Here is a 26,489-nt window from a genome sequence, read left to right as displayed (position 1 = left end):
GTCCCGCCCGCTGGGGCCACCCGTTCAAATCGGAACGAAAATGTGCCGTGAACCTCTCGCCAGCAAGGGCTTTGGCGAGGATGATGCTGCGCATGACAACGGGCGATGGGGACGCCGGTGGGCGGTTGTTCCCCGAAGACCTGGACGGGGTGGACCCTGTCGCCGCCGTGAAGCTGGCGGATGCCTGCCGCTCCATCGCCGCCTATCCGGAGCTGGTGGTGGCCGGCGCGCTGTTCACCGCCGCCGAACGGGTGTCCGGGGGTTGGCAGATGGTCTGTCCCTGCGACCCGATCCCCCAAGGGGCCCGGGAGCTGCTCGCCGAGCATCTCATCGACCGGGCGGCCCTGGCCGACTGGATCGCCGGCCGCGACATGCGGGCGGCCGCCCGGAGCCTGGAGAGCGAACCCCGTGACGAGGTGCGCGTGGCCGGCTCGCACTTCCGGATCGTGCGGATCGAGCAGGTGGTGCGCACGGGCCCGGACGGCCCTGAGCCGCCCCGGCCGACGGACTTCGACCCCGCGCCGGGCGACCTGCGCCTGCCGCCGTCCCGCCCGTACGACCTGATGCCCAACGGGCAGACGACCCCGGACATCGCCACCGCCGAGCTGCTGTGCCAGCTGCTGGACGCGACGAGTTCGGGGAGCGCGAGCGAGCCCGGTGCGTTCCTGACTCCGGTGCTGCTCTCGCCCGCGTTCACGGTCGCGGAACGTGCCAGTGGACGTTGGCGCCCCGGTGGGAGGATGCACGAGACGCCGCAACAGGCCCGCGACTCGCTCGCCACCTACTTCCGCCACGTGGTGCCGGCGGTCGAGCATCCCGGCACCGAAGAGCTCGACGAGTACGCCGAGGCCGCGGCACTGCTGACGGACCGTTCCCGCCCCAACGGGCTGGAGGTGGCCGGGCGCCGCTTCAGGATCGTCCGGATCGAACGCATCGCGCTGATGGGCGCCGAAGGCCCAGAACCCCCACGCCCGAGGGACTAGGCGTACGGCCCGGGATCAGGAGTCGCCGTAGACCGGGCGGTGCTCCTGCACCGACTCGGCCAGCTGGTCGGCGAGCTCGGCGACGTCCAGGCGCTTCTCGATCTGGCGCAGGTCTTCGATCTTGGCCCGCGTCTCGGCCCGCCGCGGCGCCAGCAGCGTGCAGCAGTCCTCGTCGGGCAGCTCCGAGATCGACAACGTCCGGATCCGGCGCGCCTGGTCCATGATCTCGATCTTGTCCATGCCGATCAGCGGGCGCAGGATGGGCAGCTCCACCGCGTCGTCCAGCGCCGTGATGTTGGTCAGCGTCTGGCTGCTGACCTGGCCCAGCGCGTCCCCGGTGATCAGGGTGCCGCCGCCCAGCCGGTGCGCCACCACCTCGCCGGTCTTGAGCATCAGCCGACGCTGCGCGATCACCGCGAGCTTGTCCGCGCCGGACGACTTGATCTGCTGCTGCGCCTTGCCGAACGGCACGACGAACAGCCGCGAGCCGCCCTGGAACTTGTCCAGCTCGCGCACCAACGCGTACGCCTTGTAGATCGACTCCGGCCCGGTGAACGGCATGCCGGAGAAGTGCAGATAGTCCACCCGCAGCCCGCGCCGCATCATCCGGTACGCGGCGACCGGCGAGTCGATGCCTCCGGACATCAGGACCAGGCCCCGCCCGCTCATGCCGACCGGCAGCCCGCCCTGCCCGGGCAGCCCGCCGGAGAAGACGAACGCCTCGTCCCGGTCGATCTCGATCGAGAGCGTGTGGTCGGGCCCCTTCAGCTTGACCGGCAGCCCGTACACATCGTTGATCTTGCCGCCGACCTGGCGGTCCAGCTCGGTCGAGGTCAGCGGGAAACGCTTGTCCCGGCGCTTGGTCCGCACCGCGAACGTCCCGGTGCGGCCCGCCATGAGCTCCAGCGCGGCCCGCTCGACGCTCTCGACGTCCTTGCCGACCCGCCACGCCCGGTGCGCCCACACGATGCCCATGACATCGGAGATCCGCTCGGCCAGCGCGTCGATCTTCTCGACGGTGGCGTCCTTGGTCCGGACGATGAACACCCCATGCCGCCGGATCACGTCCACCCGGGCGATCCCCCGGGTGGCGGACCGCACGTTGTCGGCCAGCCGCCGCTCGAACAGCTCACGGTTCTTGCCCTTGAGCACGACCTCGCCAAGTTTGATCAACACGCACGGCTCCCCGTCGACCGTTGTCTGCGCCTGGACGGCTTCGGTCGCGGTGTCGAGCGTGGGCATGCGGGATCCTCCTGGAGAGCGGAAAAGGGGCCGTACTCCAAGTGTGGCCCAGCCAACCCAACACCGCGACTTACTAACCTGTTCCCGCCCTTCACCAAGATCGCCGCACTTGCGTCAGCTGGCCGTGGCGTACTCCGGCAGTCTCCCGGGCTTGGCCTGTACGAGGCGTTCCACGGTTCCGAGCACCCGCATCAGCGGCGAGCGGGCGACGGCGTCGCGCAGTTTCCTCCCGGCGGTGGTCTTGGGGATCATGAGGCGGACGTTGGGGCCGATCTTCTGCTTGTTGCCCACCAGGTCGCGGTGGGCGGCGTGGTAGCGGGGGAAGGCGACCTGATGGTCTCCGCGGGCGGCGGCCAGTTCGCCGGCGAGCCGGTAGGCGCCGACCAGTGCCAGCTCGGCACCCGCCCCGGAGGCAGGGGACGCGCACCAGGCGGCGTCGCCGGCCAGCGCCACTCGGCCGGTGGACCAGGAGTCCATCCGCACCTGGCCGAGCGCGTCGAAGTAGAAATCAGGATCGGCGAGCGCTGAGCTGAGCAGCTCCTTGATCCGCCAGATCGAGTCGTCCGCGAACACCTCACTGATCAGGCGCTTGTGCTGGGCTATGTCGCGGTGGTCGTAGTGCAGCGGCGCGGACCGGAACATGAAGTACGCCTTGGCCTGAGCGTGGTTGCCCGAGCGGTAGATCCCGGTCATCTTGCCCGGGGTGTTGTGCATCGTCACCCAGCGGTCCTCGCCTAGCGAGGCGTCGGTGTTGGCGAAGGCGAAGTAGTGCCCCTTGAACTTGACGAACTGCTCTTCGGTGCCGAAGGCCAGCCTGCGGACGTTGGAGTGCATGCCGTCGGCGCCGATGACCAGGTCGAAGCGGCGGGCGGGCGCGTGCTCGAAGGTGACCGTGACGCCGGTGCCGTCCTGGTCGAGGCGGCGGATGGAGTCGCCGAACAGATACTCGGTGTCGGCCGTTTCGCGCAGCAGCGCCACCAGGTCGCCACGCATGATCTCAACCGCGCCGGGATCCCAGAAGCCGATGCGTGCGACGGCGCGGTCGGCGGCGTCGACGAACTTCATGCCCTGGACATCGGTGGCCGCTGCGCGGACGCTCGCCATGATTCCCATGCGCTCGGCCACCTCAATGGCCTGATCTCGCACGTCGACGCCGTTGCCCCCGGCACGCAGCGCGGAGGCGCGCTCGACCACGGTGGGCTGGAAGCCGTAGCGGGCCAGCCAGTGCGCCAGGGTCAGCCCGGCGATGCTCGCGCCCGAGATCAGTATCCGCTCGTTCACAGGTGTCTCCTCGCGCTACGATAACTGAAATGCACATTCCAGTTGAGTATGTGGAAGGAGCATTCCAGTTGTCAATGTCCGGAAGCCCCCGCAGGGCCGACGCCGTGCGCAACCGTGGGCTCGCCCTGGAAGCGGCCACCGCCCTGCTGGCCGAACCGGGCGCTGCCCTCACCGTCGAGGCCATCGCCAAAGAAGCCGGTCTGGGGGCGGCGACCGTCGTGCGCGCGTTCGGCAGCAAAGACGCCCTCCTGGACGCCGCGGTCGCCGGCCTGATGCGACCGGTGGTTCAGCGCGCCAGGGACCTGCTGGCCGAGACCTCGCCGGAGCAGGCCCTGCGTACCTTCTTGGCCGAGCTGATCGCCTTCCAGTCGGCGCACCACGCCATCAACGACCAGTTGGACGGCCTGGCCCTGCCCGCCGTCACGGCCCTGCGCGCCGATCTCGTCCACGCCGTGGAAGAGATGCTCGACCGAGCGCGGCAGGACGGCGCGATCCGTACCGACCTCGACCCCGCCCTCACCACCGTCCTGGTAGGCCAGGCCACCTACGGGATCGCACGTTCGGAAGCAGCGTCCCCTCAGCTCGCCGACGCCTTCATCACCGTCCTCATGGACGGCCTCCGCCCGCCCTCGCCCACCGAGCGTTTTCCGGGACGGGCTTAATCTGGAAGTCTGTGCGATATGCGTCCTTCGCGGGTCCATGCCCGCGGGCTGCCCCTGCCCGTTCTGCTTCTCGAATTGCTGGCCGCGAGAGATTGGCCGCCCTCTGATGACGCTGCGCTGAGCGGCGTCATGCCATGGCTCGAAGACCCGGTGGACCTCCTGGCGAACATCGACCAGATCCGCCGTGAGTCACGGGCATTGGACTCGCTGAGCGAGGATCCGGCCACCGCCGATCTCTTCCGGCTGGCAAGCGGCGGCCGGTCCACCGAGCTGGTCGAGCTCCCTTGGCTCGACACCGATCTGGCTGTGCTCATCGCGGTCAACCGCAATCTCGGGGACGACGTCGCCATCGCCCTTGACTACCGCAGTGGGAGCGACGACCCCGCCGTCGTGGCCTCCGATTGGTGGACCGACGCGCAGCGATGCGCCTGGCGGGTGGTCGCGCCGACCTTCTCGGCCTTCGCCGCGGCCTTGGGCGTCCACGGGCAGCGCCGCTACCGGTACGTCGGCCCCGACGAGATCCGCGCGCAAGTGCGGTCGGAAGGGATGGGGCATCCGATCACCTCACGCGATGACCTGGCCACCTGGATCGCCCGGCAGGACGGTCAAGAGCAGGAGGAGCCGTTCACCTTTGTCATCGACGAGACCGCGGCCCTCCGCCTCGCCGCGCAGCGCAGCGAGCACGTCGTCTGCGCGGGTGGCGAGCCCGTGCTGAGCGCCGGCGAGATCACCTTCGCGCGGACCGGTGACGGCTGGCGGGTGAGCGAGATCAGCAACCAGTCGACCGGCTACTGTCCGGATGTCTCCTCGTGGAACGCCGTCCAGGCCGCCCTCGACAACGCCGGCCTCGATCATCCTGGGGCCTTCACTGTGCCGATTGTCTTCCGTCGCTGCCTCCACTGTGGGCAGCTCAACATCGTGAAAGACGACCACTTCTACTGCGCGGTGTGCGACGAGCCTCTGCCCGCAGCCTGGAACGCGGACTTGCCCGGCGAACCTGAGTCGCCCTCGGTGGTCGTCTCGGGGACGGTCGTGGAGCACGAACGGCCGTTCGGGCCGCGGATACGGCTCGACGGCGACCTCAGCGCGACGCCCGCGTACATCAGGGACTATCCCTGGCGTGGGAGGCGCGCAGATACGGTCGCCGTGGGGCAGCGCGTCAGGGCTGAAGTGGTCTCCGTCGATACGGCCGCCGGGCGGATCTGGCTGTCCCTGGCGGCGACCGAACACCCAGAGCTCTGGACGTTCTTGAAGGGGCTGAGTGCCGGAGACGTGCTCACCGGCCGGGTCGCCGACATCCAGAACTTCGGTGTGTTCGTCGCGCTGGACGAAGGCCCACCGCACCCCACCTACGCCGGCGTCGGGTTCGTGACGATCCCCGAGTTGTCCTGGACGCACTTCGAGAGGGCGACCGACATCGTCCGCATCGGGCAACGAGTCCGCGGTGAAGTTCTCACCTTCGACACCACCAACGGCGAAGCCAGGCTCTCCCTACGCGCCCTGCGCCCGGACCCGTTCCAGTCCTTCGCCGACAATGCCGCCGTGGGACAGCGGCTCTCGGGCACCGTCACCAAAATCATTCCGTTCGGGGTGTTCGTCGAAGTCGCGGACAGTGTCGAAGGCCTTATCCACAAGGACGAGCTCGCCGAGCAGATCGTCCAGCCAGGCGAGAGCGTCCAGGTCTCCATCATCGATCTGGACCGTGACCGGCGCCGCCTGCTCCTGTCACACGACACGAGCGGCAGCGCTTTATCGACATGTATACGGGCACGTCCTCAGGTATGGCTGGACTTCCCGAAATCACCTGGACGGCCTTGACCCGGCGCACGTGGGCCGACTTCGAGCAGGTCATGGGGGCGAATGGAGGCGCGCGGGGCTGCTGGTGCATGCACTGGCGAGCATCCTTCGCGGAGTGGGAGAAGGGCCGAGGGGACGGCAACCGATCCCAGATGCACCAGCGTGCCCTCGCTGATCCGCCGCCGGGACTGGTGTGCTACCTCAATGAGGAACCCGTCGGCTGGGTCGCCGTCGGCGACCGCTCGGAGTATCCGCGAATGCAGCGATCTGCGGTGATGCGCCCCGGTCGACGACACCGCCGCCTGGGTGATCAGCTGCCTGTACGTGTCCGCACCCCACCGCAGGAGCCGGCTGCACATCCCCATGATCCACGCGGCCTGCGACTTCGCGGCCGGCTACGATCTCCGCGCTGTCGACGCCTATCCCGTCGACCCTCCAGAGGGCAAGCATGTCGGCGCCGACAACGCCATGACCGGCATCGCTTCCGCCTTTCGCGCCGCGGGTTTCACCGAACTCGCTCGCCCGAAACCTGACCGGCCCATGATGCGCCGCGAGTTCGGCTCCACCGCCAACAAAACTCTCAAGTAAAAAGGCGCCGCCAGGTTTCGGCGGCGCCTTTCAAAGCTCGGTGAGAACGGTCGGTTCAGGCGCGTCGGATGCGCTGGAGAGCCATGAGGATGAGGATTCCGCTGACCGCCAGATAGAGCCCGGTCTCGGTCAGCTGGAACTGCCAATAGCGGCTGCCCGGGTGGTACTTGATGTCGACGTGCAGGTTGAGTTTGGACAGGCACGCCGCGGTGTCGCCGAACGTGCCGCCGGTGCCGGTCTTCGGTGGGGTGTCGAGGCACTCGTTGAACTGGCTCTCGCCGAGAGTCCGCCCGTCCGCGGTGCGCAGGGGGCTGGTCTCACTGATCCAAGCGTCAGGTGCGCCGGGCACCCGCAGGCCGCCGATGACGGGTGCGCCAGTGATGCTGCCCAGGCTCCTGGCCTCGTTGATGTTCTGCGCGGTCATCGGCAGGGCCGTCTTCTCAGGCGGCATCAGATGCGGCCGCACCAGGTTCGGCACCGAGAACTGGAGTACGAGGAAGACGACGCCCGTGATGGCCATCGCCGGGAGCGTCCGGCGCACGAGCAGGCCGACGATGGTGCCGAGGGTGAAGGCGAGGAAGGCGTAGCCGATCGGGGCAATGTTGCGGGCGCCGAACTCCACCGCGCCGAACCTGTCCGCAGCGACCTGGTCGTACGGGGAGGCCGCCCAGGTGAGCAGCAAGCCGGCCAGGCCTGTGAGGATCATCGCGGCCAGACCCACGAACGCCATCCTGCTGATCAGCCAGCGGCGGCGTGTCACGCTCTGGTTCCACACCAGCCGGTGGGTGCTGATCTCCAATTCCCGGGCGATCAGCGGCGCCCCCCAGAACGCGCCGATGATGACGGGGATCAGCCCGAGTCCGGCGGCCAGGAAGAGCAGCGTGTTCTGGTAGGCGCTCTGGAAGTGGCTCTTGGCCTGCGCGCAGTCGCCGGGGTCGGCACACCGGGACTGGTAGGCGTCGTAGGCATCCCGGATCTCCGTACCCAGGTACAGCAGGTAAAGGGCGATCAGAGCGAGCCCGACGGCGGCGGCGAGCGCCTGGAGGCGGAACTGCCGCCAGTTCAACCAGATCATCGTGCTCCCTCCCCGACGGCGGACGCGCGGGACATGTAGCCGAGCACCAGTTCCTCGAGCGTGACGGGTTCGACCCGGTACGGGATCGACGGCGGTGGCACGTCGGTGCGCACCAGGGCCCGGCTGTACTGGCCGTTGTGCTCCATCCGGACGACTTCGACGCTGGCGGGCAGCCGGTCGAGTTCGCCTCTGGGCGCGACAAGCCGATGGTGGCCAGTCAGCAGATCCTGGACCTTGCCGGCGACCTGGACCTGTGCCTCACATAGCACGATGAGGTGGTCACAGACCCGTTCGATGTCGCTGAGCAGGTGGGACGACAGCACGGCGCTGGCTCCGAGTTCCGCGACGAACTCCACCAGGTTCTCCAGGAACCCCCGGCGGGCCAGCGGGTCGAGCGCGGCCGCGGGCTCGTCGAAGATCAGTAGTTCGGGGCGTTTGGCGGCGGCGATCATCATCGCCAGCTGCGCGCGCTGGCCGCCGGACAGCCGTCCCGCCTTCTGTCCCGGATTCAGGCCGACCTGCCCGACGCGCCGCTCGGCCAGTTCCTGATCCCAGGACGGGTTCAGCCGCGCGCCCAGGCGCAGATGGTCGGCCACGCTGAACGACGGGTACACCGGGGTGTCCTGTGCCACGAACCCCACCCGGGCCAAGTGCGCGGCGCTCTCGGCCGGCCGGGACCCTAGAACGCGCAGCGAGCCCGACGTCGGTTCGAGCAGACCGCAGGCGAGGTTCAGCAACGTCGACTTGCCAGCCCCGTTCGGACCGACAAGGCCGACGACGCGACCGGCCGGAATGGTCAGGTTGACATCATTCAAAGCCACCCTGCGGCCATATCTTTTCGTCAATCCCTCGGCCCGCAGAACGGGGACGGAATCCTCATTTGGCATACGCCCATCCTGGAATCAGCGCCACTTTCGGGCATCAGTCCAAAGCACAGTCCGGGCCGTCAGCGATCGTACTTTTGACCGGTTCGGCTCCGGCCTGTGCAATGGGTTGACTACCTGGTGTCGATGAGGCGGTTCTCCCAGGCCCATGCGGCGATGCCCACTCGGTTGCGGACTCCCAGTTTGGTCTGGATGCCTGACAGGTGGCTCTTGACGGTGCTCAGCGAGATGAAGAGCTCTGAGGCGATCTCCTGGTTGGTGCGGCCGCGCGCGAGGGCACGGACGACCTCGAGCTCGCGGTCCGACAGCGGCGGGGACTGCGCCGGGGCAGAGGCCTCAGTCAGGTGCCGGAGCAGGCGGACGGTCACTGACGGCGAGACCAGCGCCTCGCCGTTGTGGGCGGCGCGGACCGCCTCGACGAGCAGGGCGGGCCCGGCGTCCTTCAGAACGAACCCCACCGCACCGCCGCGCAGCGCCCCGTACACGTACTCGTCGAGGTCGAACGTGGTGACCACGATGACCCTCATCGGGTCGGGCACCCCCGGGCCCGCCAGCACGCGGGTCACCTCGATGCCGTCGAGGCGGGGCATCCTGATGTCCACGAGGCACACGTCGGGGCGCAACCGCCGGGCCATGGCGACCGCCTCGGCCCCGTCGGGCGCCTCCCCGACGACGCTGATGTCGGGCTGGTCCTCCAGGATCAGCCGTAGCCCACGGCGGATCATCGCCTGGTCGTCGGCGAGCAAGACCGAGATGGTCATCGGGGCTCCCTGGTGGGGACGGGCAGGGTCGCCCGCACGGACCAGCCGCCATCGGGACGTGGTCCGGCACGCAGCGAGCCGCCGAGCGTCTCGACACGTTCGCGCATGCCGATCAGACCGTATCCGCCGCGGTGGTGTGGCCGGCCCGGGGCCGCTGGGGCGTCGTCGGTGACCTCGACGGTGACATCCTGCGGACCCTGCTCGACGGTGACCACGACGGAGCCGGCCTTGGGCGCGTGCCGCAGCACGTTCGTCAACGCTTCCTGGACGACGCGGTACACCGTGCTGGTCACCTCCGGCGGCCAATCCCCGTCCCGCATGTTCAACCGCACCGCCGGGCCCTGCCGGCGGAAGCGCTCCACCAGCTCGCCGAGCCCCTCCGGCCCTGGGGACGCCGGTGCCACGTCCGCCTCGTCGCGCAGCAGCCCGACGACCCGCCGCATCGCTGCCAGAGCGTCGGTGCCGGCCGCCTCCATCTCGCTGAGGTACTCGGTCACCTGCTCCGGATTTCGCCTCGCGACCACTTGGGCGCCCTGTGCCTGGATGACCATCCCCGTGATGTGGTGGGCCACGACGTCGTGCAGTTCCCGTGCCAGCTCCAACCGTTCAGCCTGGCGCGCCCGTTCGGCGGTGGCGCTCGCCCGGGCGTCCAGCAACCGCAGCGACAGCCCGGCGCCGACGGCGGCCAGCCAGATCATGCCCGTCAGGGCCGTTATGCCGGACGAGGGTTTGGTGGCGAGGTGACCGGCGGCGACCACCACCGGGCCTGCACCCGCGATGGCACCGGCCTGCACAGGCGGCAGCACCCGGAGCGCGGAGCCGACCAGCATCGCCAGGCCCAGGGCCATGGCCGGGCTGGGCTCGGCCGGAAGTTCACGAGGATCAGCCAGACGGGTCACCAGGATCGCCAGCGCTGCGACGCCGAGCCCCGAGATGGCGGGCCAGGGCGACCGGCCTCGCCCCAGCAGCGTCAACAGTGCCAGCAGGCACACCGCCACGGCCGAGAGGCTGCCCGGCACCCAGTACCAGGCGCCCCAGCTCTGCGCGATGGCGAGGGCCTGCATTGCGATCGCCGTGAGGAACGCGGCGCCGACCGCGGTCACGCAGGCGCCCCTGGCCCATCGCTCTGGAACGATCACGCCGGCCACGCTACTGACTCGTACGCCATGCCTGCCGCCCTCGTGATCCGACGGCGACGGCCGTCACCACCAAACCCGCGACCGCCGTCCACAGCCTCTGCCGCTCGCGCAACAGTGCGAGCGTGGACACCGCCACGGAATACCACGCCCAGACCGGCATTGACCAGAATTCCGCCCGGCCCGGCAGGCCGTTCCACGCTATTCATGGGGTTGAGGCTAGGAAGCGGCAGCGCCCGCGTAACCAGCCGAAAGTACGGTAATGGGCGCCTTTCCCCGAACGGTCTCCGCGACGAAATCGGCACACAGAGTAACTTGTCGTTTTGCTGTCGCTGCTCTCTCTCTGCGCTGTCCTGGCGTTAAAGCGCTCCCGGTGATGCTCAAAGTGCCCACTCCACCACGGATGGCACAGAAGACGGGATACCAGAATGAAGCAGCCGATATCGGATCGCGCGGCCCTGACCAGCGGCGCCGTCATGCTCGTTGTCGGCGTCGTGGCGGGCGCCGGGATGACGCACGCCGTCGCCGAGCCCGCCAAGACCGAGCGGGCCGCCACGGTCGCCATGCCCGGCAAGCCGGGCACCAAGGAGATCGCCGGTCTGTTCGACGGCTGGCTGGCCGCCGTGCGCACCGGCGACCCGCAGAAGGTGGCCGCGCGGTACGCGTCCGACGCGGTGCTGCTGCCCACGGCGTCGCCGGAGATCCGCACCACCCGCGCAGGGATCGTCGACTACTTCGAGCACTTCCTCAAGCGCGACCCCGACGCGAAGAAGATCCGGACGGTCGTGAACGTCCTGGACCGCGACTCGGCGATCGACGCGGGCCTCTACAGGTTCACGCTCGACGGAGGGAAGACCACCGTCGAGGCCCGTTACACCTACGAGTACGAGAAGCGCGGCGGGAAGTGGCTGATCGTCAACCACCACTCCTCGGTGGTGCCGCCCGCAAGCTGACGCGTACGACCAGTCCGCCCCCGGGAGCGTCGCCCAGCGCGACGCTCCCGCCGTCACCGGTCACCAGCCGCTTGACGATGGCCAGCCCCAGCCCCGATCCGGACCGTCCGGTGAGCCCTTGGCCGCGCCAGAAGCGGTCGAACGCCCGGGATTTCTCGGCGTCCGTCATCCCGGGTCCCTCGTCCAGGACCTCCAGGACGACCTCGCCCCCAGCCTCCGAGACCGTCACCCGGACGGTCGCGCCGTCCGGGGAGACCGCCAGGGCGTTGGACAGGACGTTGTCCAGCACCTGTTCGAGGTGACCCGGGCCGGCCAGCACGCGGAGGCGGCCGTCCACCGGTCCGGAGCTGAACCGGACACCGCGCTCGTCGCCCGCCGTGCGCCACAGTTCGAGCCGGTCAGCGATCACCTCGGCGAGCGGGACCGGCTCGGCGGCGGTGACCTTGGCGTCCTCGTCGGCCAGCACCAGCAGCCCGTTGACCAGGCGGCTCATGCGCACCACCTCCGCGGTCGCCTGCTCGATGTCCTCACGGGCGAACTCGTCGTCCACGCCGTCAGCGATGTTGTCCAGGGACAGCCGGAGCGCGGTGAGCGGGGTGCGCAGCTGGTGGGAGGCGTCGGCGACGAAGATCCGCTGCGCGTCGAGCACAGTCTGCAGCCGTTCGGCGCCGAGGTTGAGCGTGCGGGCCAGCGTTCGCGTCTCCAGCGGTCCCGTCACCGGCGACCGGGCTGTCAGATCCCCGTCGCTGAACTTGCTGGCCATCTCGTTCAGCTGCCGCAACGGCCGGGTCAGCCGCCGGGCCGCCAGCCGTCCCAGCAGGGCGGCCACCATGATCACCCCGGCGGCCAGCGCCGCGCGGAACCACCAGATGCGCCAGAGCCGGCTGTTCAGCTCGGTGGTCGGATACGTGATGCGTATGGCGCCGGTGATCCGGCCATCTGAGGCGCGGGCGGGGGCCGTGACCACGAGGGCCCCCGACCCCCAACGTGCTGAGTCACCCCCCTGCGCGGCCTCCCCAGGGATCACCGCGATCCGGCCGGGGGTCTCGCGCTGGTACGCGGCGACCATGCGGTCGAGGGCCTGCCGGGACTGCACGTCGCCGCCCGCGAGCAGCAACGCCATCGTGGTGGCCTCCCGGCGCACCGACTCCTCGGTGTCGCCGCGCACCTGCGCCGTCAGCGTGAACGCGACCGGCACGGTGAACGCGGCGAGCGCCACGGTGACCAGCAGCACGTAGCTGGTGACGAGCTGCCGGATCATGATTCGGCGGACGGCTCGTCAACGACCAGCCGGAACCCCACGCCCCGCACCGTCTCGATCCTGATCGCCCCGGCGAGCTTGCGGCGCAGCGCCGCCACATGAACGTCGAGCGTCTTGGTCGGCCCGAACCAGTGCGCGTCCCAGACCGCCTCCATGATCTGCTCGCGCGTCATCAGCGCGCCCGGCTCCTCGGTGAGGAACGCCAGCAGGTCGTACTCCTTCGGCGTGAACTGCAGCTCTTTGCCATCGAGGTGGGCGCGCGCGGCCTTGCGGTCGATGGTGAGCCGCCCGTACCGGTCGGGCCCGGCGGCGTCCCCCTGCGGTGGCCGCGCCCGCCGCATCACCGCCCGGATGCGCGCGATCACTTCCCGCACCCCGAACGGCTTGGAGACGTAGTCGTCGGCCCCGATCTCCAGCCCGACCACCCGATCGGTCTCGTCGCTGCGAGCGCTGATCACGATGATCGGCACGTCCGTGCGTTTGCGCAGCTCCCGGCACACGTCCAGCCCGTCCCCATCGGGCAGCCCGAGATCGAGCAACACCAGATCGACGGGCGATGCCTCCAACGCCTCGCGGCCGGTCATCACCCAGTCCACCTCGAAGCCATACCGGACCAGCCCCCGCCGCAGCGACTGGGCCACCGGCTCGTCATCCTCTACCAGAAGTACGCGCACGAGAGCACTCTAAGCCGCCTGACCTGCACACCCGCCCCGAACGCACCGAGGGCCGGGACCCGAGCGCGCGCCCGGCCCTCAGGATGCTCAGCCGAAGAAGACCTCGGCCTCGGCGTAGCGCTCGGTGGGGACGGTCTTGAGCTCGGACGTGGCCTCGGCCAGGTCGACGCGGGCGATGTCGGTGCCGCGGAGGGCGACCATCTTGCCGTAGTCGCCGTCGCGGACGGCGTCGATGGCCTGGAGACCGAAGCGGGTGGCCAGGACGCGGTCGAACGCGCTGGGCGTGCCGCCGCGCTGGATGTGGCCGAGGACGGTCGCGCGGGCCTCCTTGCCCGTGCGCTTTTCGATCTCGTTGGCGAGGCGCTGCCCGATGCCGCCGAGCCGGACGTGGCCGAACGCGTCGAGCTCGCCGGTCTGGATCTGCATCTGGCCGTCGATCGGATGGGCGCCCTCGGACACCACGATGATCGGCGCGTAGCGGGTCTTGAACCGGCTCTCGACGTACTCGACGACCTTGTCCATGTCGAACGGCCGCTCGGGGATCAGGATGACGTTGGCGCCCGCGGCCATGCCGGCGTGCAGCGCGATCCAGCCCGCGTGCCGGCCCATGACCTCGCAGATCAGCGCGCGGTGGTGGCTCTCGGCCGTGGTGTGCAGCCGGTCGATGGCCTCCATCGCGATGTTGACCGCGGTGTCGAAACCGAACGTGTAGTCGGTCGCGTTGAGGTCGTTGTCGATGGTCTTGGGAACCCCGACGACGTTGACGCCGTTCTCGTACAGTTCGCGGGCGACGCCGAGGGTGTCCTCGCCGCCGATGGCGATGAGCGCGTCGACGCCCAGCCCGGCCAGATTGTCCTTGATCTTCTCGATACCGCCCTCGACCTTGATCGGGTTGGTCCGCGAGGAGCCGAGGATCGTCCCGCCGCGCGGCAGGATGCCGCGCACCGCCTGGACGTCGAGCGCGATCGTGTCGCCCTCCAGCGGCCCGCGCCAGCCGGCCCGGAAGCCCACGAACTCGTAGCCGAAGACCTGGACGCCCTTGCGCACCACCGCGCGGATCACGGCGTTCAGGCCGGGACAGTCACCTCCGCCGGTCAGCACTCCGACGCGCATGCCCTCTTGCTCGGTCAACAGGCCCTCCCTGGTCGTTCGGCGTTTCAGCCTAGTCTTGCGTACATGACGGCACACGGTATTCGCCGACTGTGTCGGCATGATTCGCCGACTTTGTCGGCATGCCCATATTGGTCTAGACCATACCGGGTGGCAGCATGGAGATCATGAACTTCCGGGAACGGCCGGTGCTGGTGTACGACGGTGACTGCGGATTCTGCACGACGTCCGTCCGGTTCGTCGAACGGCGCATCCCGACATCGGCGGAGATCGTGGCGTTCCAGTTCGCCGACCTCGCCGCCCTGGGCACCGATGTGAAACAGGCCTCGCACGAAGTGGTGTGGGTCTCCCGGGACGGCCGGACGTACGGCGGCGCCCAGGGGGTCGCGCGGCTCCTGGTCGACGCCGGTGGCGTCTGGCGACCGCTCGGGATGATCGCCATGATCCCCCCGTTCCGCTGGCTGGCCCATGGCGTCTACCGGCTGGTGGCCGCCAACCGCGATCGGCTCCCTGGTGGCACACCCGCCTGCGCCCTCCCACCAGACCGCCGCCCCGGCTCCACCTCCTGACCCCACAACACCCCCACAGGCCAGGGCAGCCCGACCCACCCAGACCGTCCGGGGTGTGCCCTCAGCGGCGGCTGATCAGGCGGGCGCGGCCGTTCAGCTGGAAGGCGACTCCGCCGGGAACGCGGCGGACGGCTAGCCGGCGGGGGCGTGGGGGCGATTCGCCGTCGTAGTGGAAGCGGGTTTCGGTGAGGGCCAACTCCAGCGCGGCGGCTGCGTCGAGCGAGTCCTTGTGGGCGCGGGCGAAGTCCCAGGCGTCCCGTATAGAGCCGTTGGTCGGGCGTTCGGCTGCCCAACGGGCGAACGTCTCGGGCCAGTCCTGGCCGTACGAGGCGGCCAGCGCCGGCCAGGCCCGCGCCACCTCCCCGGCGCGCTTGCGCAGGATGGCTCGCGCCGCGACCCGTACGCCGGCCTCGTCGAAGCCGGGCGGCAGCTGCCCGCCCGCCGTCATCGCCCGGACGAGCGCTTCCTGCGCCGCCGCCAACTCCGCGTTCATGTGATGGGTGTTCAGGTGATGGGTGTTCAAGTGATGCGTTCCATCTCGGCAGCGCCCGCGATGGCGTCCAGTTCGGCGCGCAACTCGGCTGCGGGCGGGTAGCGGCCGTCACGTTCCAGGAGGAGGCCTGGTGGGCGTTGGCGTGCGCAGAGCTCCTTGACCAGCGCTAGAACGTCGTCGGGCACCGGTGCCGTGTGGGTGTCGTGGTAACGCCCTGCGTGCTCGTCGCCCCCGGCTATATGGCAGTACGCGACGCGTTCCAGCGGCAGCCGGTCCAGCAGCGCTGTGGGGTCCTCGCCGCGGTTGCGGGCGTTGGCATAGACGTTGGCGATATCGAGCAGCAACAGCACGCCGGTGCGTTCCACCAGCTCGGTGAGGAAGTCACCCTCCTCGTAGTCGTTGTCAGGCCAGTCGAAGAGCGCGGCGATCGGCTCCACTGCCAGCGGCACCGGGAGCTCCGCCTGCGTCCGGCGGATGTTGGCGGTGAGCGCGTCGAGCGAGGCGCGGGTGCGCGGCACCGGAAGCAGGTGCCCGGCCTCGATTCCGCCGGCCCGGACGAACGCCACGTGCTCGCTGACCAAGGGCGCGTTCAGGAACTCCGCGCACCACGCCAGGTGTGCGATCCGTTCCGCAGAGACCGGTTCTGCGCCGCCCAGCGACAACTTCACGCCGTGCGGTACGACCCGGACGCCGCGGTCGCACAGTGCCAGCAGGTCGGCAGGCGGGTGGCCCTCGTGCACCGACTCCGCGACCACCTCGGTGAAGCGAAGACCAGGCAGTTCCTTCACGAATCCGGCGATCTCGGGCCGCCAGCCGATCCCCACACCCAGATCGTCGCTCATCCGCCGCACCCGCCTCCGCAACCACCGCCACCGCAGCTGCTGCCACCTCCGCAGCCGCCACCGCCGCCACCGCCGCTGTCACCAGAGGTGCCGCCGGACGTGGTCATGTAGTGCCTGAGCTGGGCCTCTTCGGCGAACGCCGGGTCGAAGCTCATGAGGGCCGCGGTGCCGAAGAGAGCGACGCCGAAGGCCGCGCCGCTGGGACCGTACGTCGCCCACGCCGGGTTCGCCGACGGGTTGAGGTGGCCGAGACGATCGCGCGTCGCCTCCAGCGCGGTCCGTCCCGCGCGGGTCTTGTTGCCGACGACCATGAAGCCCAGGCACACGAGGGTGAAGAGGATCACCGCGACGATCAGGAAGCCCACCGGCCTGCCGTTGGAGATCCCCGACGCGAGCCGCGCGACTCCGACGGCCAGCAGGCCCCAGAGCAACAGCGAGGCCATCCGGATGGCGGTCTTGTCGCCGCCGCCCAGCGCCAGGCCCTCGCGTTCGAGGGACGCCTTCAGGGCCTCCATCTCGTTGCGCACCCGCAGGTCGTCCGGCACGTCCCGGATCTTGATCTCGCGCGCTTCGCGGATCACCTCGTGGACGGCGACCTCGACGGGCGCGGCGTCCGGGATCGGGGTCTCGGTGACGCGGACCTGGCCGCCACCGGCGGATTCGATCGCGCCCTGCGCGCGCAACGCGGCGAGGACCGTCCCGAGGACGCGGGTGCGTCCGCCGGTGAGATAGGCGGCCTCGTACGGGTGGAGCTCACGCTTGGTCTCCTGACCCGCGGCGATCGACCTGCGGATCAGCACGACGATGACGATCAGCACGAGGGCGGCCGGGACGAAGATCCCCCAAAGGAAGACCGGCCCTGCGATTCCCCACGTGTCCCCTGCTGCGGCAAGAGGCATCTGGCTCTCCCTGTCGCCTCGGTACCGGTACTCCCGGTTCCTCCTACCTCATAGATGCGGGAAGAGCCGCTTCGGTTTCGCGTCGTATGACGCAGCCAGGGCAGAAACGTTCACTCCTGGTCGAGGCCCTTTTCGATGGCGTAGCGGACCAGTTCGACACGGTTGTGCAGCTGGAGCTTGTTGAGGGTGTTCTGGACGTGGTTCTGCACGGTGCGGTGGGAGAGCACCAGACGCTGTGCGATCTGCTTGTACGTGAGTCCCTTGGCGACCAGGCGCAGCACCTCGGTCTCGCGCTCGGTGAGCCGGGGGGCGTCATCCTCCTCGCGGCGCGGCGCCGCTGCGAGCCTGCGGTATTCGCCCAGTACCAGCCCGGCCAAGCCCGGCGTGAACACGGCGTCCCCGGCCCCGGTGCGCTGGACCGCGTCGAGGAACTCCTCCCGCGCGGCCGACTTGAGCAGATAGCCGGTGGCGCCCGCCTTGACCGCGTCGAGCACGTCCTGCTGCTCGCCGCTGGCCGACAACACCAGGACCCGTACCGGCGGATCTGCGGCGGCCAGGTGGCGGGTCACCTCGACGCCGCTGATGTCGGGCAGCTGGAGATCGACGACCGCGACCTGGGGGCGGGCGGCGGGCGCGATGCGCACCGCGGTCCGTCCCTCCCCGGCGGTCGCCACCACCTCGTGCCCGGCCTCGGCCAGGTCGCGCGCGACCGACTCGCGCCACATCGGGTGGTCGTCGACGACCATCACCTTGAGGGGAACGTTGCTCACTCTGCCTCCCGTTCAGGACGACCCCGGTGGGAGCCCCAAGCCCCTGCCACCTTAGGCCAGCCGCCGCCACCGATATATTCACGTGATCGAAACGGGATATGGGTGTAATACGCGATTCGGGGCATAGATAGTTGGAGATACCTTTCCGTTTCTCCCCGCGGAGGCCCCATGGCGCGAGGAGTGGCGCACGCGTACCCGCAGGGACTGCTGGCCGCCGCATCAGTGATCGCCCTGGTCATGTCCCTGGCAGCGTGCGGATCATCCGATTACACCTATGTTAAGAATTCCTCGGAGAAGACCTACTTCAAGGTGCCCGCGGAATGGATCAAGATCGAACAAAAGACGCTCGAGGCCGCCATCCACTCCGACGACCCCGACTCCGCCGCCGCCCAGCTGCGTCCCAAGCTGTCGTGGTCGGTGGCCTACGACGCGAAGAGCCCGCCCGATCCCGATCACCTCTACGGGCTCGGCACGGACCAGCCGTTCGTTTACGCCATCGTCCGCCCGCTCACCCAGGAGGAGCGGGGCTCGATCTCGCTCGACCGCCTCCGGGACGCCTTCCTGCCGGTGACCGAGCAGAGCCGGCAGACCCTCGCCCAGCAGAACTCCCCGCTCAGCGGCTTCGAGTTGCTGCGCGACGAGGAGCTCAAGCCCAAGGGCGGCGTCCGCGGCGTGCGCACCACCTACAACTACCGGCTCCCGCCAATGCCGCTACTGCAGACCTTCGACGTGACGTCCTACGCCAGTGACGAGGGCCGCCTCTACGTGATGGTCATCCGCTGTTCGGCGCGCTGCTTCCTGGATCGCAAGGGCGAGCTGGACGCCATCGCGCGATCCTTCACGGTGAGGACGTGAAATGATCTTTCGGCGCGGGCGCGGTGGCGCCTCCCAGCCCAAGGTGTCACTGCTCAAGGAACGTTCCGAGGCCGAATCCGAGCCTGGGGGCGAGGGCGAGGGCGAGGGACTCCGGCCACCCGATGACACCCCGCACGGGGACATGGCGGCGACCCGCAAAAAGCAGTCGCTGTGGGATCGGGTGCGCTACCTCCTCCTGCTGACGCTGCTGTGGTTCGTTCTCGTGTGGGCGGCCATGGCGGACAACCCGCTGCTGCCGTTCGTCGACGCGATGCGGGAGCAGGCCACCGCGGCGTCCTGGGTGTTCGTGCTCCTTGGCCTTGAGCTGGTCCGCCAGGTGCACTTCTTCGTCAGCGAACGGTGGGCGCGCTACCACCGCTTCTGGACGCACCGGGTCTTCGGCGGGTTCGAACGCTTCACACACCGCAGGTTCAAGCCGTGGACCCGTTTCCGCGTGTGGCGGGCCATGATCTGGCTGTTCTGGATCGCGGTCTTCGCGCTGGTGGCCGGCAAGATCCTGGACACCTCGCCGGTGCTGGCGCTGTTCGAGGCCCCAGCGCTGCTCTGGAAGGCGCTGCCGTTCCTGCTCCAGATCATCTTCCTGTTCTTCGTGATCATCATCCAGTTCGTCGGGCTCTTCTGGTTCCTGTCCCGCGGCGGCATCGACACCTACATGCCCGACGACATCAAGACGCGCTTCCGGGACGTGTGGGGCCAGGACCACGTCGTCGAACGCGTCAAGGAGAACATCGTCTTCCTGGAGAAGCCGCAGGAGATCGAGGCCATGGGCGGCTACGTACCGGGAGGCATCCTGCTCTGGGGACCGCCCGGCACCGGCAAGACCCTGATGGCCGAGGCCGTCGCAGGCGAGACCGGCCATCCGTACGTCTTCGTCGACCCGGGCGCGTTCATCCAGATGTTCATGGGCATCGGCGTGCTCAAGGTGAAGTCGCTGTTCCGCAAGCTGCGCAAACTCGCGCTGCGGTACGGCGGCGTGATCGTCTTCTTTGACGAGGCCGACTCACTGGGCCGCCGCGGCGCGCTCGCCCAGGTCGGCCCGGGCGGAGGCCGCCCGGCCGGAGCCTTCCAGTCGGGCTGCCACGGCATGTCCTACCTGTCCCCCGACACCCGATGGCAACTGGCCCGCGACACGCTGGCCGATGCCGCACGGACCGACGGCGCATCGGCGGTCAGCGTGAACGGGCCAAGGCCGGGCCGCAACGGTTTCTTCATGGGCGGCGGCATGAACGGCGGCGGTGGTGGTGACACGGGCACCCTGCAGGCCCTGCTCACCGAGCTGTCGGGGTTGAAGAAGCCGCGCGGGTTCGTCAACCGGTACGTCCGGCGGCTGCTCGGCATGAAGCCCAAGCCCCCGCCGAAGTACCGGATCCTGGTCATGATGGCGACCAACATGCCCGAGGCCCTCGACGAGGCGCTCCTGCGGCCGGGCCGCATCGACCGCATCTACAAGGTCGGGTATCCGTCCAAGGCCGGCCGGGTCCGCACGTACGAGGGGTACTTCTCCAAGGTCCGCCACGACCTGACCGGCGAGGACGTCGACAAGCTCGCCACCATCACCCCGTACGCGACGGGCGCGAGCATCAAGGATCTGGTCAACGAGGCGCTCATCACCGCCATCCGGGACGGCCGCGAGGTCATCACCTGGGCCGACGTCATGAAGGCCAAGCAGCTCAAGAGCCTCGGGCCGCCGGAGGGCGTGGAGTACCACGACCGCGAACGGCACGCGACGGCCGTGCACGAGGCCTGCCACGCGGTCGTGGCCATCCGCGCCCGCCGCCATCTGGAGATCGACATCGCGACGATCGAGAAGGGCGCCGAGTATCTCGGCATGGTCGCGAGCATCCCGGTGGAGGACCAGTTCACCCAGTGGCGCAGCGAATACCAGTCCGACATCCTCGTCTCGCTGGCCTCCCTCGCCGGTGAACGGATGTTCTTCGGCGGGGACAGCTCGTCGGGCGTCTCCGGCGACCTGGAGTCCGCGACCCGGGTGGCGTCCCTGATGGAGGGCTATTGGGGCATGGGCTCCACGATCTCCTCGCACGCGATCTCCAACCAGCTCGGCATGGGGACGCCCGGCGCCGGCGGCAAGGGCGCCAAGGAGGCGGAGAAGGAGATGCGCCGAGCCCTCGCCGACCGCATCGAGGACCAGCTCACCGCCCTCCTCAAGCAGGTGGAACGGATGCTGGAAGAGGACCGCGCCGCAGTCCTCGCGGTGGCGCACGCCCTGGAGACCCACAAGACCCTGCAAGGCGAGGACGTCCTGGCGGTCATCGAGGGCCAGGAAGGACCGCTCGTCGACGGGCGGATCTACACCGATCCCGCGTTCCGCAGGGCTCTGGAGGCCTACCATCAGGCGGCGCTGGCAGCGCACCGAGGCCGCACCCCAGTCCAGCTGACGCTCCCCGCCAGCCCAGAACCCCCCGTACGCGACAGCGCCCGTACCCCCTCCTCTTCCCGGACCCCCTCCCCCTAAAGGGCGGGGATGGTCATCTCTATCTCGGTGCCTTCGCCGGGGGCGGAGATGATCGAGACGGTGCCGCCCAGGTCGCGGACTCGGCCCTGGATGGATTGGGCGACGCCCAGGCGGCCGTCGGCGGCGGCTTGGCCCAGGCGGCCGGGCTCCATGCCGGGGCCATCGTCGCGGACGCTCACGGTGACCTCGCCCGGGCCCGGTCCGTCCTCCAGGAAGACCCAGGCGCGGGTCGCCTCGCCGCCGTGCTGCCGCACGTTGTCCAGGGCTGCGGCCACCGCCGAGCTGAGCTCGCCGGCGGTGTGTTCGGGGAGGAGGACGGGGGTCGCCGGGGTCGACACGGTCACGGTGGTGGACGAGTGGCCGGTGAGCACCGGCCGCAGATCGACGGGCTCGCCCGCCGGGGTCCCCGGCCGGGATCCCGCCCAGGAGCCCGGCCGGGCGAGAACGGGCGGCGGCGCGCCCAGCCCGGTGCCGATCAGGGCCCGGAGCTCAACCTCCTGCTGCCCCGCCAGGCGGCCCAGCTCGGCGGCCTCGCCGCCGATCTCGTTGCCGCGTTTCTGCACCATGGCCAGCACCTGGAGCACCGAGTCGTGGATCCGGCGGGCCAGCCGTTCCCGTTCGCGGGTCGCCGACTCCAGCTCGACCGCCCGGGCCAGCCGGGCCTCGGCGTCCCGGGCGAGCGTGACCACGTGCCCGACGACCAGACCGGCCATGAACAGCAGCACGATGCCGTTCAGCGTGCTGCCCGGGAGCTTGCTCGTCGATTCGACGAGGACGTGCACCACGACGCCCATCGAGCCGAGCATCAAGGCGGCGGCCATCCCGAGGCGCTTACCGCCGACGACGGCCCAGGCGAGGACCACCGCGGCCACCCAGGAGACCGGGATGGTGGGCTCGCCGGCCCACAGCCTCCTCTCCTCCTCCACCAAGGCGGTGGCGAGCACGCAGCCCGCCGCGACCATCAGATCGGCGGCCAGGAGCGGCCATCTGCGCCGGTGCTCATCGGAGTAGGCGTAGGTGGCGTAGCCGGTCCAGACGGCCATCACGACCAGGACGACCCAGCCGCCCGCCGGATGCCGGTACTCGTCGTGGTTCTTGAAGATCATCGCCCCGGCATAGAGCAACGAGATGAACCGGTAGACCGCGACTGCGCGCCAGAGCGCGGTTTCAAGCCCCATGCCGACGGCCCTGGTCACTTGGTCAGTCGGGTCAGTCGTCGTCTTCGGACGGGCGGGGCTCCTTGCCCGCCAGCTCGGCCTTGACGTCCGCGGCGTACCGGTCGACGTACTCCTGGCCGGACAGCTCCTGGATCGCCTGCATGATCTCGTCGGTGATCTTGCGCAGCACCTCGTGGTCCTCCTCGCTGCCGTAGTAGCGCGAGAAGTCCAGCGGCTCGCCGAACCGCACCCCGGGACGGACGCCGAGCCTGGGGTAGGTCTGGCCGGGCGGCATCAGCTCGAACGTGTTGATCATCGCCATCGGGATCACCGGCACGCGCGACTTCAGGGCCAGCCGGGCCGCGCCGGTCTTGCCCCGGTAGAGCCGGTTGTCGGGGGCGCGGGTGCCCTCCGGGTAGATCCCCAGCAGCTTGCCCTCGTTCAGGATCCGCAGGCCGGTCTGCAGGGCCGCCTCGGCCGCGCTGCCGCCGGTGCGGTCGACGGGCACGACCCCCACCCCGGTCATGAAGGCCTTGCTGATCAGGCCCTTGATCCCCTTGCCGGTGAAGTAGTCGGCCTTGCCGATGAAGAAGATCGGGCGCATCAGCGGCAGCGGGCCGAAGAAGTGGTCGGCGAACGAGAGGTGATTGCCCACCAGCAGCGCCGGGCCCTTTTTCGGGACGTGCTTCATGCCCGAGTTCTGCGGCCGCCACACGATGTACATGATCGGCGAGAGAATGATCCTCAGCAGGATCCAGAACCAGAGCATGCCGACACCCTTCCTCTGCCCGCGTGTGCCATGCGACGCGCGAGCCCTCACTTCCGGACAGCAAGTCTCCGACGAACCGGGGATGGCACATCTTCCCATCTCGTCGCCGTACTGCCCACACCCGGATGCCCTGCGTTCTCGCCCCCGTGGCCTCCGGCGAGTTCCCCCGTGGCGCCCGGCGGTGTCCCCCTTTCGCGGCTGGCGGTCTTTCCCCGCAGCGCCCGGCAGGCGCGGCCCCATGGTGTCCGGCACGGCTCGGGGAACGTAGGCTCTGCGGAGGAAATCGCAATCGAGTGCGTCCGAGGGCTTGTTACGGGCGGCGCAGCGAATACCGTGGGACACACGTTTCGGGGTGTCCGGGAGTGGTCGGCGCGCGTCGCGGGCGGGCCAACCCGGGCACAGAGGTCGTAGGGGGGCGGAGGCCGACATGCCGGTGCTGCCGGTCACGCCGGAGTCGACGAAGGAGCCGGCCCCGTGAATCGCCGTGGCAATGGACTCTCAGCGGACACCTACGCCCCGCTGGTCGACCTCGCCCCGCATCTGGCCGACGCCATGCTCACGGCGTTGCGCGAGGCGGGAGTCGCCGCGTACGCGGCGGCGCCGGACGGGCTGGCCGAGCTCGCTCCGCCGGTGGAGGATCCCGCGGCCGACGACGTGCTCGACCGGCTGTACGTCGACGTCGACATGAAGCCGACCGCCGAGGGCATCCTGCGCGCCCACCTGACCAGGCTGCGCGACGCCCGGGGCGCCGACTCGGATCTGCTGGACGATCGTCCCGACGACCATCTGGACGTCGAGCCGCGCGGCTCCGGTGACCCGCAGGCCCAGCACGGCGCGGCCGACACGGAGGGCGCCGACAAGGCCGATCGGGCCGACAGGCCCACCGCCGGTCACCCGGCCGACGCCTCGGCGGACACGCCCCCGTCCACCCCGGCCGAACGCGACGAGGACGCCATCTGGGCCGAGATCGTCGCCGGGTTCGACACCACCCACGAGGGCGACCGGGTGCCCTGGCCCGACCAGGAGAACCTGCAGGACGAGCCGGAGCCGGCGGACGAGGGCGACGACCGCACCGGCCGCCTCCCCCGCGCCCGCGTGATCAAATCGGCGGACGAGGAGGAGGAGTTCCCCGAGGCCGACGACGACGGCCACTACGTACCGCCGCCTCCCCCGCCGCTGCCCAGCGCCGACCCGCTCACCAAGGGCGCCTGGATCGCGCTCATCGGCGGCCCGGTCTATCTGCTGATCACCGTGGTCCTCAACTGGGAGGTGCCCGGCTGGGCGGCGTTCCTCGCGGTCGCCGCGTTCATCGGCGGGTTCGTGACGCTGGTGCTGCGGATGGGCGACGAGCCCCGCGATCCCGACGACGGCGCGGTCGTCTGACCTCCCGCCACGCCCCTCTCGCCACGCCCCTCCCGCCATGCCGCTCACGCCATGCGCGGGCAGCCGCAGGCGCCGATCCTCCCGCTATGCCGCGGGCAGTCGCAGTTCGGCCAGGAGCGGCCGGTGGTCGGTGGCCAGCGGGTAGTCGGCGGCGATCGCCGGATCGGCCGGGACGCCGCAGCCGACGACCTCGATGCCTTGCTCGGCGAACACCCCGTCGATGCGCCGCTGCGGGTCGCGGGCGGAGAACGTCAACTCCTCCCCCATCGGCGCGACCGCCCAGCCGTCCTGCAAGCCCGTGCACAACATCGTCCAGCAGTCGCCCCCGGGCTGCTCGTTGATGTCGCCGGTCACCACCACGGGCGCCCCGTACCGCCGCCGTGCCCGGTCGAGGTGCGCGATCAGCTCGCCGGTATGGGCCCGGCGCGGCTCGTCGTAGAGATCCAGATGCGTGCTCGCCGCGATCAGCCGCCGCGCCTCGTTCCCCTGGCCGATCTCCAGTACCGCGACGGCCAGCGCGCGCCGGTGGATGCCGGGGACGCGCGTCAGCAGATGGAACTCCCGGCCCACCCGCCGGACGCCCGGTGCGGTGAACACGGCGAGGCCGCAGGCGCGCCTGCCCGCGGCGATCCGGAGTCCGCACGCCCGCGCCAGGCGCCGTCGCTGCCACCGCCAGAACCAGAACCGCGGCACCTCCTGCAGGCACAGCACGTCCGGCTTCAGCGCGCGCACGACCCGCGCCACCGCGGCGGGGTCGTCGCGCAACGACCGGATGTTGTAGCTGACGACCCGAAGGGTGGTGGTCACCTACCCCACCTCCCCACCGGGAGCCGGCTCACCGCTCCCGACCAGGTGATCACTCCGGAAGGGATCAGGTCCGGGCGAGGTCGGCGGCGCCGACGATGCCCGCCGCCGAGCCGAGCTCGGCGATCCTGATGTCGGCCACCGGGCGGTGCCCGCGGCCGGTGAGCGCGTCCCCGAACGCGGCCCGCACCGGGTCGAGCAGCAGATCGCCCGCGTCCGAGAGGCCACCGCCGATGATGAACGCGCCGGGGTCGAGGATGGCGGCCAGGTCGGCGAGCCCTTGACCGGTCCATTGAGCGACCGTGCGAAAGCACTCCAGGGCGGCCTTGTCGCCCTCCCTGGCGGCCTCGGTGATCTCCGGGCCGCTGATGCCCTCCGGCCGGCCGTCGCCGAGCTCCAGGAGCCGTCCCGCCATCGCCGGGGACACCCTGGCCAGCTCGCGGGCCTCGTGCACGAGGGCGTTGCCGCTGGCGTACTGCTCCCAGCAGCCGCGGTTGCCGCAGCCGCAGCGGCGGCCGTCCGGGACGACCCGGAAGTGCCCGGCCTCCGCGCCGATGCCGAACCGGCCGCGGTACAGCTCGCCGTTGATGATGATGCCGCAGCCGATGCCGGTGCCCAGGGTGATCAGGACGATGAAGTCCTCGCCCCGCCCCGCGCCGAACCGGGCCTCGCCCCAGGCCGTGGCGTTGGCGTCGTTCTCCACGACGACCGGCAGCCCGACCTGCTCCTCGACCTTCTGCTTGATCGGTTCGTCGCGCCAGGCGAGGTTGGGCGCGAACAACACGGTGGAACGGGTCTCGTCGACGAACCCGGCCGTGCCGAGACCGACCGCGGAAACATCCTCGAACTTGCCCTTGAGCAGGTCGACGACCTCGGCGATGACCTCGGCGGTCTCCTTGGGGTTGGTGGAGGGGGTGGGACGCCGTACCTTCTCCAGGATCGTGCCGCGGTCGTCCACCACCCCCGCGGCGACCTTCGTCCCCCCGACGTCAACGCCGATGGTCAGGGCCACTACGCTTCCTCCTCTTCACGCGCCCCGGGGTCGGG

Annotated in this window: 26 protein-coding genes; 9 read left to right on the top strand and 17 right to left on the bottom strand. The window is 70.1% G+C overall.

Annotated elements, in window-relative coordinates; translation table 11 throughout:
- The first annotated feature begins 92 nt into the window (after positions 1–92).
- Positions 93–983 (top strand): DUF5954 family protein, encoded by an 891-nt coding sequence (locus tag ACH34W_RS06100; protein ID WP_395959708.1) that lies wholly within the window; start codon positions 93–95, stop codon positions 981–983.
- Positions 984–998: 15 nt separating this feature from the next.
- Here ACH34W_RS06100 and thiI read toward each other — a convergent pair whose 3' ends face one another.
- Positions 999–2,225 carry a tRNA uracil 4-sulfurtransferase ThiI gene (thiI, locus tag ACH34W_RS06095; RefSeq protein ID WP_395959707.1) on the bottom strand — a complete coding sequence of 409 codons (1,227 nt, stop codon included), beginning with the start codon at positions 2,223–2,225 and terminating at the stop codon, positions 999–1,001.
- A gap of 114 nt (positions 2,226–2,339) precedes the next feature.
- Positions 2,340–3,506 (bottom strand): FAD-dependent monooxygenase, encoded by a 1,167-nt coding sequence (locus ACH34W_RS06090; protein WP_395959706.1) that lies wholly within the window; start codon positions 3,504–3,506, stop codon positions 2,340–2,342.
- Between the two features lie 74 nt (positions 3,507–3,580).
- On the opposite strand from ACH34W_RS06090, the gene ACH34W_RS06085 reads away from it, so the two are divergent.
- The 3 genes from ACH34W_RS06085 (at position 3,581) to ACH34W_RS06075 (ending at position 6,553) form a co-directional block, all read left to right on the top strand.
- Positions 3,581–4,168, top strand: a complete 588-nt coding sequence (locus tag ACH34W_RS06085) for a TetR/AcrR family transcriptional regulator (RefSeq protein ID WP_395959705.1) — start codon at positions 3,581–3,583, stop codon at positions 4,166–4,168.
- 18 nt (positions 4,169–4,186) lie between these two features.
- Positions 4,187–5,986: a S1 RNA-binding domain-containing protein gene (locus tag ACH34W_RS06080; protein WP_395959704.1), complete on the top strand. Its 1,800-nt coding sequence runs from the start codon at positions 4,187–4,189 to the stop codon at positions 5,984–5,986.
- A 285-nt stretch (positions 5,987–6,271) separates the two neighbouring features.
- Positions 6,272–6,553, top strand: a complete 282-nt coding sequence (locus ACH34W_RS06075; RefSeq protein WP_395959703.1) for a hypothetical protein — start codon at positions 6,272–6,274, stop codon at positions 6,551–6,553.
- Between the two features lie 55 nt (positions 6,554–6,608).
- Here the strand turns inward: ACH34W_RS06075 and ACH34W_RS06070 are convergent, their stop codons facing one another.
- From ACH34W_RS06070 to ACH34W_RS06055, 4 genes are all read right to left on the bottom strand, one after another.
- A complete protein-coding gene (locus tag ACH34W_RS06070) occupies positions 6,609–7,628 on the bottom strand; it encodes an ABC transporter permease subunit (protein ID WP_395959702.1) in 1,020 nt (339 codons plus the stop codon).
- Positions 7,625–8,449: an ABC transporter ATP-binding protein gene (locus ACH34W_RS06065; protein WP_395959701.1), complete on the bottom strand. Its 825-nt coding sequence runs from the start codon at positions 8,447–8,449 to the stop codon at positions 7,625–7,627. Before ACH34W_RS06065 ends, ACH34W_RS06070 begins: the two co-directional genes overlap by 4 nt.
- 176 nt (positions 8,450–8,625) lie before the next feature.
- Positions 8,626–9,273, bottom strand: a complete 648-nt coding sequence (locus tag ACH34W_RS06060) for a response regulator (RefSeq protein WP_395959700.1) — start codon at positions 9,271–9,273, stop codon at positions 8,626–8,628.
- Complete coding sequence (locus ACH34W_RS06055; protein WP_395959699.1) at positions 9,270–10,412, bottom strand: sensor histidine kinase; 1,143 nt, start codon at positions 10,410–10,412, stop codon at positions 9,270–9,272. Before ACH34W_RS06055 ends, ACH34W_RS06060 begins: the two co-directional genes overlap by 4 nt.
- Before the next feature lie 425 nt (positions 10,413–10,837).
- Here ACH34W_RS06055 and ACH34W_RS06050 point away from each other — a divergent pair, with 425 nt between their 5' ends.
- Positions 10,838–11,362 (top strand): SgcJ/EcaC family oxidoreductase, encoded by a 525-nt coding sequence (locus tag ACH34W_RS06050; RefSeq protein ID WP_395959698.1) that lies wholly within the window; start codon positions 10,838–10,840, stop codon positions 11,360–11,362.
- Here ACH34W_RS06050 and ACH34W_RS06045 read toward each other — a convergent pair.
- The 3 genes from ACH34W_RS06045 to ACH34W_RS06035 form a co-directional block, all read right to left on the bottom strand.
- Complete coding sequence (locus ACH34W_RS06045) at positions 11,325–12,623, bottom strand: ATP-binding protein (RefSeq protein ID WP_395959697.1); 1,299 nt, start codon at positions 12,621–12,623, stop codon at positions 11,325–11,327. The two genes, ACH34W_RS06050 and ACH34W_RS06045, sit on opposite strands and share 38 nt — an antisense overlap.
- Positions 12,620–13,297, bottom strand: a complete 678-nt coding sequence (locus ACH34W_RS06040) for a response regulator transcription factor (protein WP_395959696.1) — start codon at positions 13,295–13,297, stop codon at positions 12,620–12,622. Before ACH34W_RS06040 ends, ACH34W_RS06045 begins: the two co-directional genes overlap by 4 nt.
- A gap of 87 nt (positions 13,298–13,384) precedes the next feature.
- A complete protein-coding gene (locus ACH34W_RS06035) occupies positions 13,385–14,410 on the bottom strand; it encodes a 6-phosphofructokinase (protein ID WP_395960054.1) in 1,026 nt (341 codons plus the stop codon).
- A 155-nt stretch (positions 14,411–14,565) separates the two neighbouring features.
- On the opposite strand from ACH34W_RS06035, the gene ACH34W_RS06030 reads away from it, so the two are divergent.
- Positions 14,566–14,976: a thiol-disulfide oxidoreductase DCC family protein gene (locus ACH34W_RS06030; protein ID WP_395959695.1), complete on the top strand. Its 411-nt coding sequence runs from the start codon at positions 14,566–14,568 to the stop codon at positions 14,974–14,976.
- A gap of 61 nt (positions 14,977–15,037) precedes the next feature.
- On the opposite strand, the gene ACH34W_RS06025 is transcribed toward ACH34W_RS06030, so the two are convergent.
- From ACH34W_RS06025 to ACH34W_RS06010, 4 genes are all read right to left on the bottom strand, one after another.
- Positions 15,038–15,469, bottom strand: a complete 432-nt coding sequence (locus ACH34W_RS06025; protein WP_395959694.1) for a hypothetical protein — start codon at positions 15,467–15,469, stop codon at positions 15,038–15,040.
- A gap of 26 nt (positions 15,470–15,495) precedes the next feature.
- Complete coding sequence (locus ACH34W_RS06020) at positions 15,496–16,311, bottom strand: DUF692 domain-containing protein (RefSeq protein WP_395959693.1); 816 nt, start codon at positions 16,309–16,311, stop codon at positions 15,496–15,498.
- On the bottom strand, positions 16,308–17,210 hold the full coding sequence (locus ACH34W_RS06015) for a TIGR04222 domain-containing membrane protein (RefSeq protein WP_395959692.1): 903 nt from the start codon (positions 17,208–17,210) through the stop codon (positions 16,308–16,310). Before ACH34W_RS06015 ends, ACH34W_RS06020 begins: the two co-directional genes overlap by 4 nt.
- Before the next feature lie 110 nt (positions 17,211–17,320).
- Positions 17,321–17,956, bottom strand: a complete 636-nt coding sequence (locus ACH34W_RS06010; RefSeq protein WP_395960053.1) for a response regulator — start codon at positions 17,954–17,956, stop codon at positions 17,321–17,323.
- A gap of 192 nt (positions 17,957–18,148) precedes the next feature.
- Between ACH34W_RS06010 and ACH34W_RS06005 the strand changes: the two genes are divergently transcribed.
- Positions 18,149–18,835, top strand: a complete 687-nt coding sequence (locus ACH34W_RS06005) for a hypothetical protein (RefSeq protein WP_395959691.1) — start codon at positions 18,149–18,151, stop codon at positions 18,833–18,835.
- Position 18,836: 1 nt separating this feature from the next.
- Positions 18,837–21,329, top strand: coding sequence for an AAA family ATPase (locus tag ACH34W_RS06000; protein WP_395959690.1), 2,493 nt, complete (start codon positions 18,837–18,839; stop codon positions 21,327–21,329).
- Here the strand turns inward: ACH34W_RS06000 and macS are convergent.
- Together macS and ACH34W_RS05990 are read right to left on the bottom strand one after the other, a co-directional pair.
- Positions 21,326–22,507: a MacS family sensor histidine kinase gene (macS, locus tag ACH34W_RS05995; protein WP_395959689.1), complete on the bottom strand. Its 1,182-nt coding sequence runs from the start codon at positions 22,505–22,507 to the stop codon at positions 21,326–21,328. The genes ACH34W_RS06000 and macS overlap by 4 nt on opposite strands.
- Positions 22,508–22,538: 31 nt before the next feature.
- Positions 22,539–23,255, bottom strand: a complete 717-nt coding sequence (locus ACH34W_RS05990) for a lysophospholipid acyltransferase family protein (RefSeq protein ID WP_395959688.1) — start codon at positions 23,253–23,255, stop codon at positions 22,539–22,541.
- A 474-nt stretch (positions 23,256–23,729) separates the two neighbouring features.
- On the opposite strand from ACH34W_RS05990, the gene ACH34W_RS05985 reads away from it, so the two are divergent.
- A complete protein-coding gene (locus tag ACH34W_RS05985; protein ID WP_395959687.1) occupies positions 23,730–24,638 on the top strand; it encodes a hypothetical protein in 909 nt (302 codons plus the stop codon).
- Between the two features lie 84 nt (positions 24,639–24,722).
- On the opposite strand, the gene ACH34W_RS05980 is transcribed toward ACH34W_RS05985, so the two are convergent.
- A complete protein-coding gene (locus ACH34W_RS05980) occupies positions 24,723–25,445 on the bottom strand; it encodes an endonuclease/exonuclease/phosphatase family protein (RefSeq protein WP_395959686.1) in 723 nt (240 codons plus the stop codon).
- Positions 25,446–25,509: 64 nt separating this feature from the next.
- A complete protein-coding gene (locus tag ACH34W_RS05975; RefSeq protein WP_395959685.1) occupies positions 25,510–26,454 on the bottom strand; it encodes an ROK family glucokinase in 945 nt (314 codons plus the stop codon).
- Positions 26,455–26,489: the final 35 nt, after the last annotated feature.

The organism is Actinomadura sp. 6N118 (assembly GCF_044326415.1).
Lineage (GTDB): Bacteria > Actinomycetota > Actinomycetes > Streptosporangiales > Streptosporangiaceae > Spirillospora.
This window is presented reverse-complemented; position numbering and strand designations above follow the sequence as displayed.

What these genes read in the sequence shown, in the direction of transcription:
- ACH34W_RS06060 (WP_395959700.1), bottom strand. Translation starts at nt 9,273, where the DNA reads ATGACCATCTCGGTCTTGCTCGCCGACGACCAGGCGATGATCCGCCGT.
- ACH34W_RS05990 (WP_395959688.1), bottom strand. Translation starts at nt 23,255, where the DNA reads ATGCTCTGGTTCTGGATCCTGCTGAGGATCATTCTCTCGCCGATCATG.
- ACH34W_RS06005 (WP_395959691.1), top strand. Translation starts at nt 18,149, where the DNA reads ATGGCGCGAGGAGTGGCGCACGCGTACCCGCAGGGACTGCTGGCCGCC.
- ACH34W_RS06050 (WP_395959698.1), top strand. Translation starts at nt 10,838, where the DNA reads ATGAAGCAGCCGATATCGGATCGCGCGGCCCTGACCAGCGGCGCCGTC.
- macS (WP_395959689.1), bottom strand. Translation starts at nt 22,507, where the DNA reads ATGGGGCTTGAAACCGCGCTCTGGCGCGCAGTCGCGGTCTACCGGTTC.
- ACH34W_RS06010 (WP_395960053.1), bottom strand. Translation starts at nt 17,956, where the DNA reads ATGGTCGTCGACGACCACCCGATGTGGCGCGAGTCGGTCGCGCGCGAC.
- ACH34W_RS06045 (WP_395959697.1), bottom strand. Translation starts at nt 12,623, where the DNA reads ATGATCCGGCAGCTCGTCACCAGCTACGTGCTGCTGGTCACCGTGGCG.
- ACH34W_RS06035 (WP_395960054.1), bottom strand. Translation starts at nt 14,410, where the DNA reads ATGCGCGTCGGAGTGCTGACCGGCGGAGGTGACTGTCCCGGCCTGAAC.
- thiI (WP_395959707.1), bottom strand. Translation starts at nt 2,225, where the DNA reads ATGCCCACGCTCGACACCGCGACCGAAGCCGTCCAGGCGCAGACAACG.
- ACH34W_RS06085 (WP_395959705.1), top strand. Translation starts at nt 3,581, where the DNA reads ATGTCCGGAAGCCCCCGCAGGGCCGACGCCGTGCGCAACCGTGGGCTC.
- ACH34W_RS06080 (WP_395959704.1), top strand. Translation starts at nt 4,187, where the DNA reads ATGCGTCCTTCGCGGGTCCATGCCCGCGGGCTGCCCCTGCCCGTTCTG.
- ACH34W_RS06025 (WP_395959694.1), bottom strand. Translation starts at nt 15,469, where the DNA reads ATGAACGCGGAGTTGGCGGCGGCGCAGGAAGCGCTCGTCCGGGCGATG.
- ACH34W_RS06100 (WP_395959708.1), top strand. Translation starts at nt 93, where the DNA reads ATGACAACGGGCGATGGGGACGCCGGTGGGCGGTTGTTCCCCGAAGAC.
- ACH34W_RS06000 (WP_395959690.1), top strand. Translation starts at nt 18,837, where the DNA reads ATGATCTTTCGGCGCGGGCGCGGTGGCGCCTCCCAGCCCAAGGTGTCA.
- ACH34W_RS06015 (WP_395959692.1), bottom strand. Translation starts at nt 17,210, where the DNA reads ATGCCTCTTGCCGCAGCAGGGGACACGTGGGGAATCGCAGGGCCGGTC.
- ACH34W_RS06030 (WP_395959695.1), top strand. Translation starts at nt 14,566, where the DNA reads ATGGAGATCATGAACTTCCGGGAACGGCCGGTGCTGGTGTACGACGGT.
- ACH34W_RS06020 (WP_395959693.1), bottom strand. Translation starts at nt 16,311, where the DNA reads ATGAGCGACGATCTGGGTGTGGGGATCGGCTGGCGGCCCGAGATCGCC.
- ACH34W_RS06070 (WP_395959702.1), bottom strand. Translation starts at nt 7,628, where the DNA reads ATGATCTGGTTGAACTGGCGGCAGTTCCGCCTCCAGGCGCTCGCCGCC.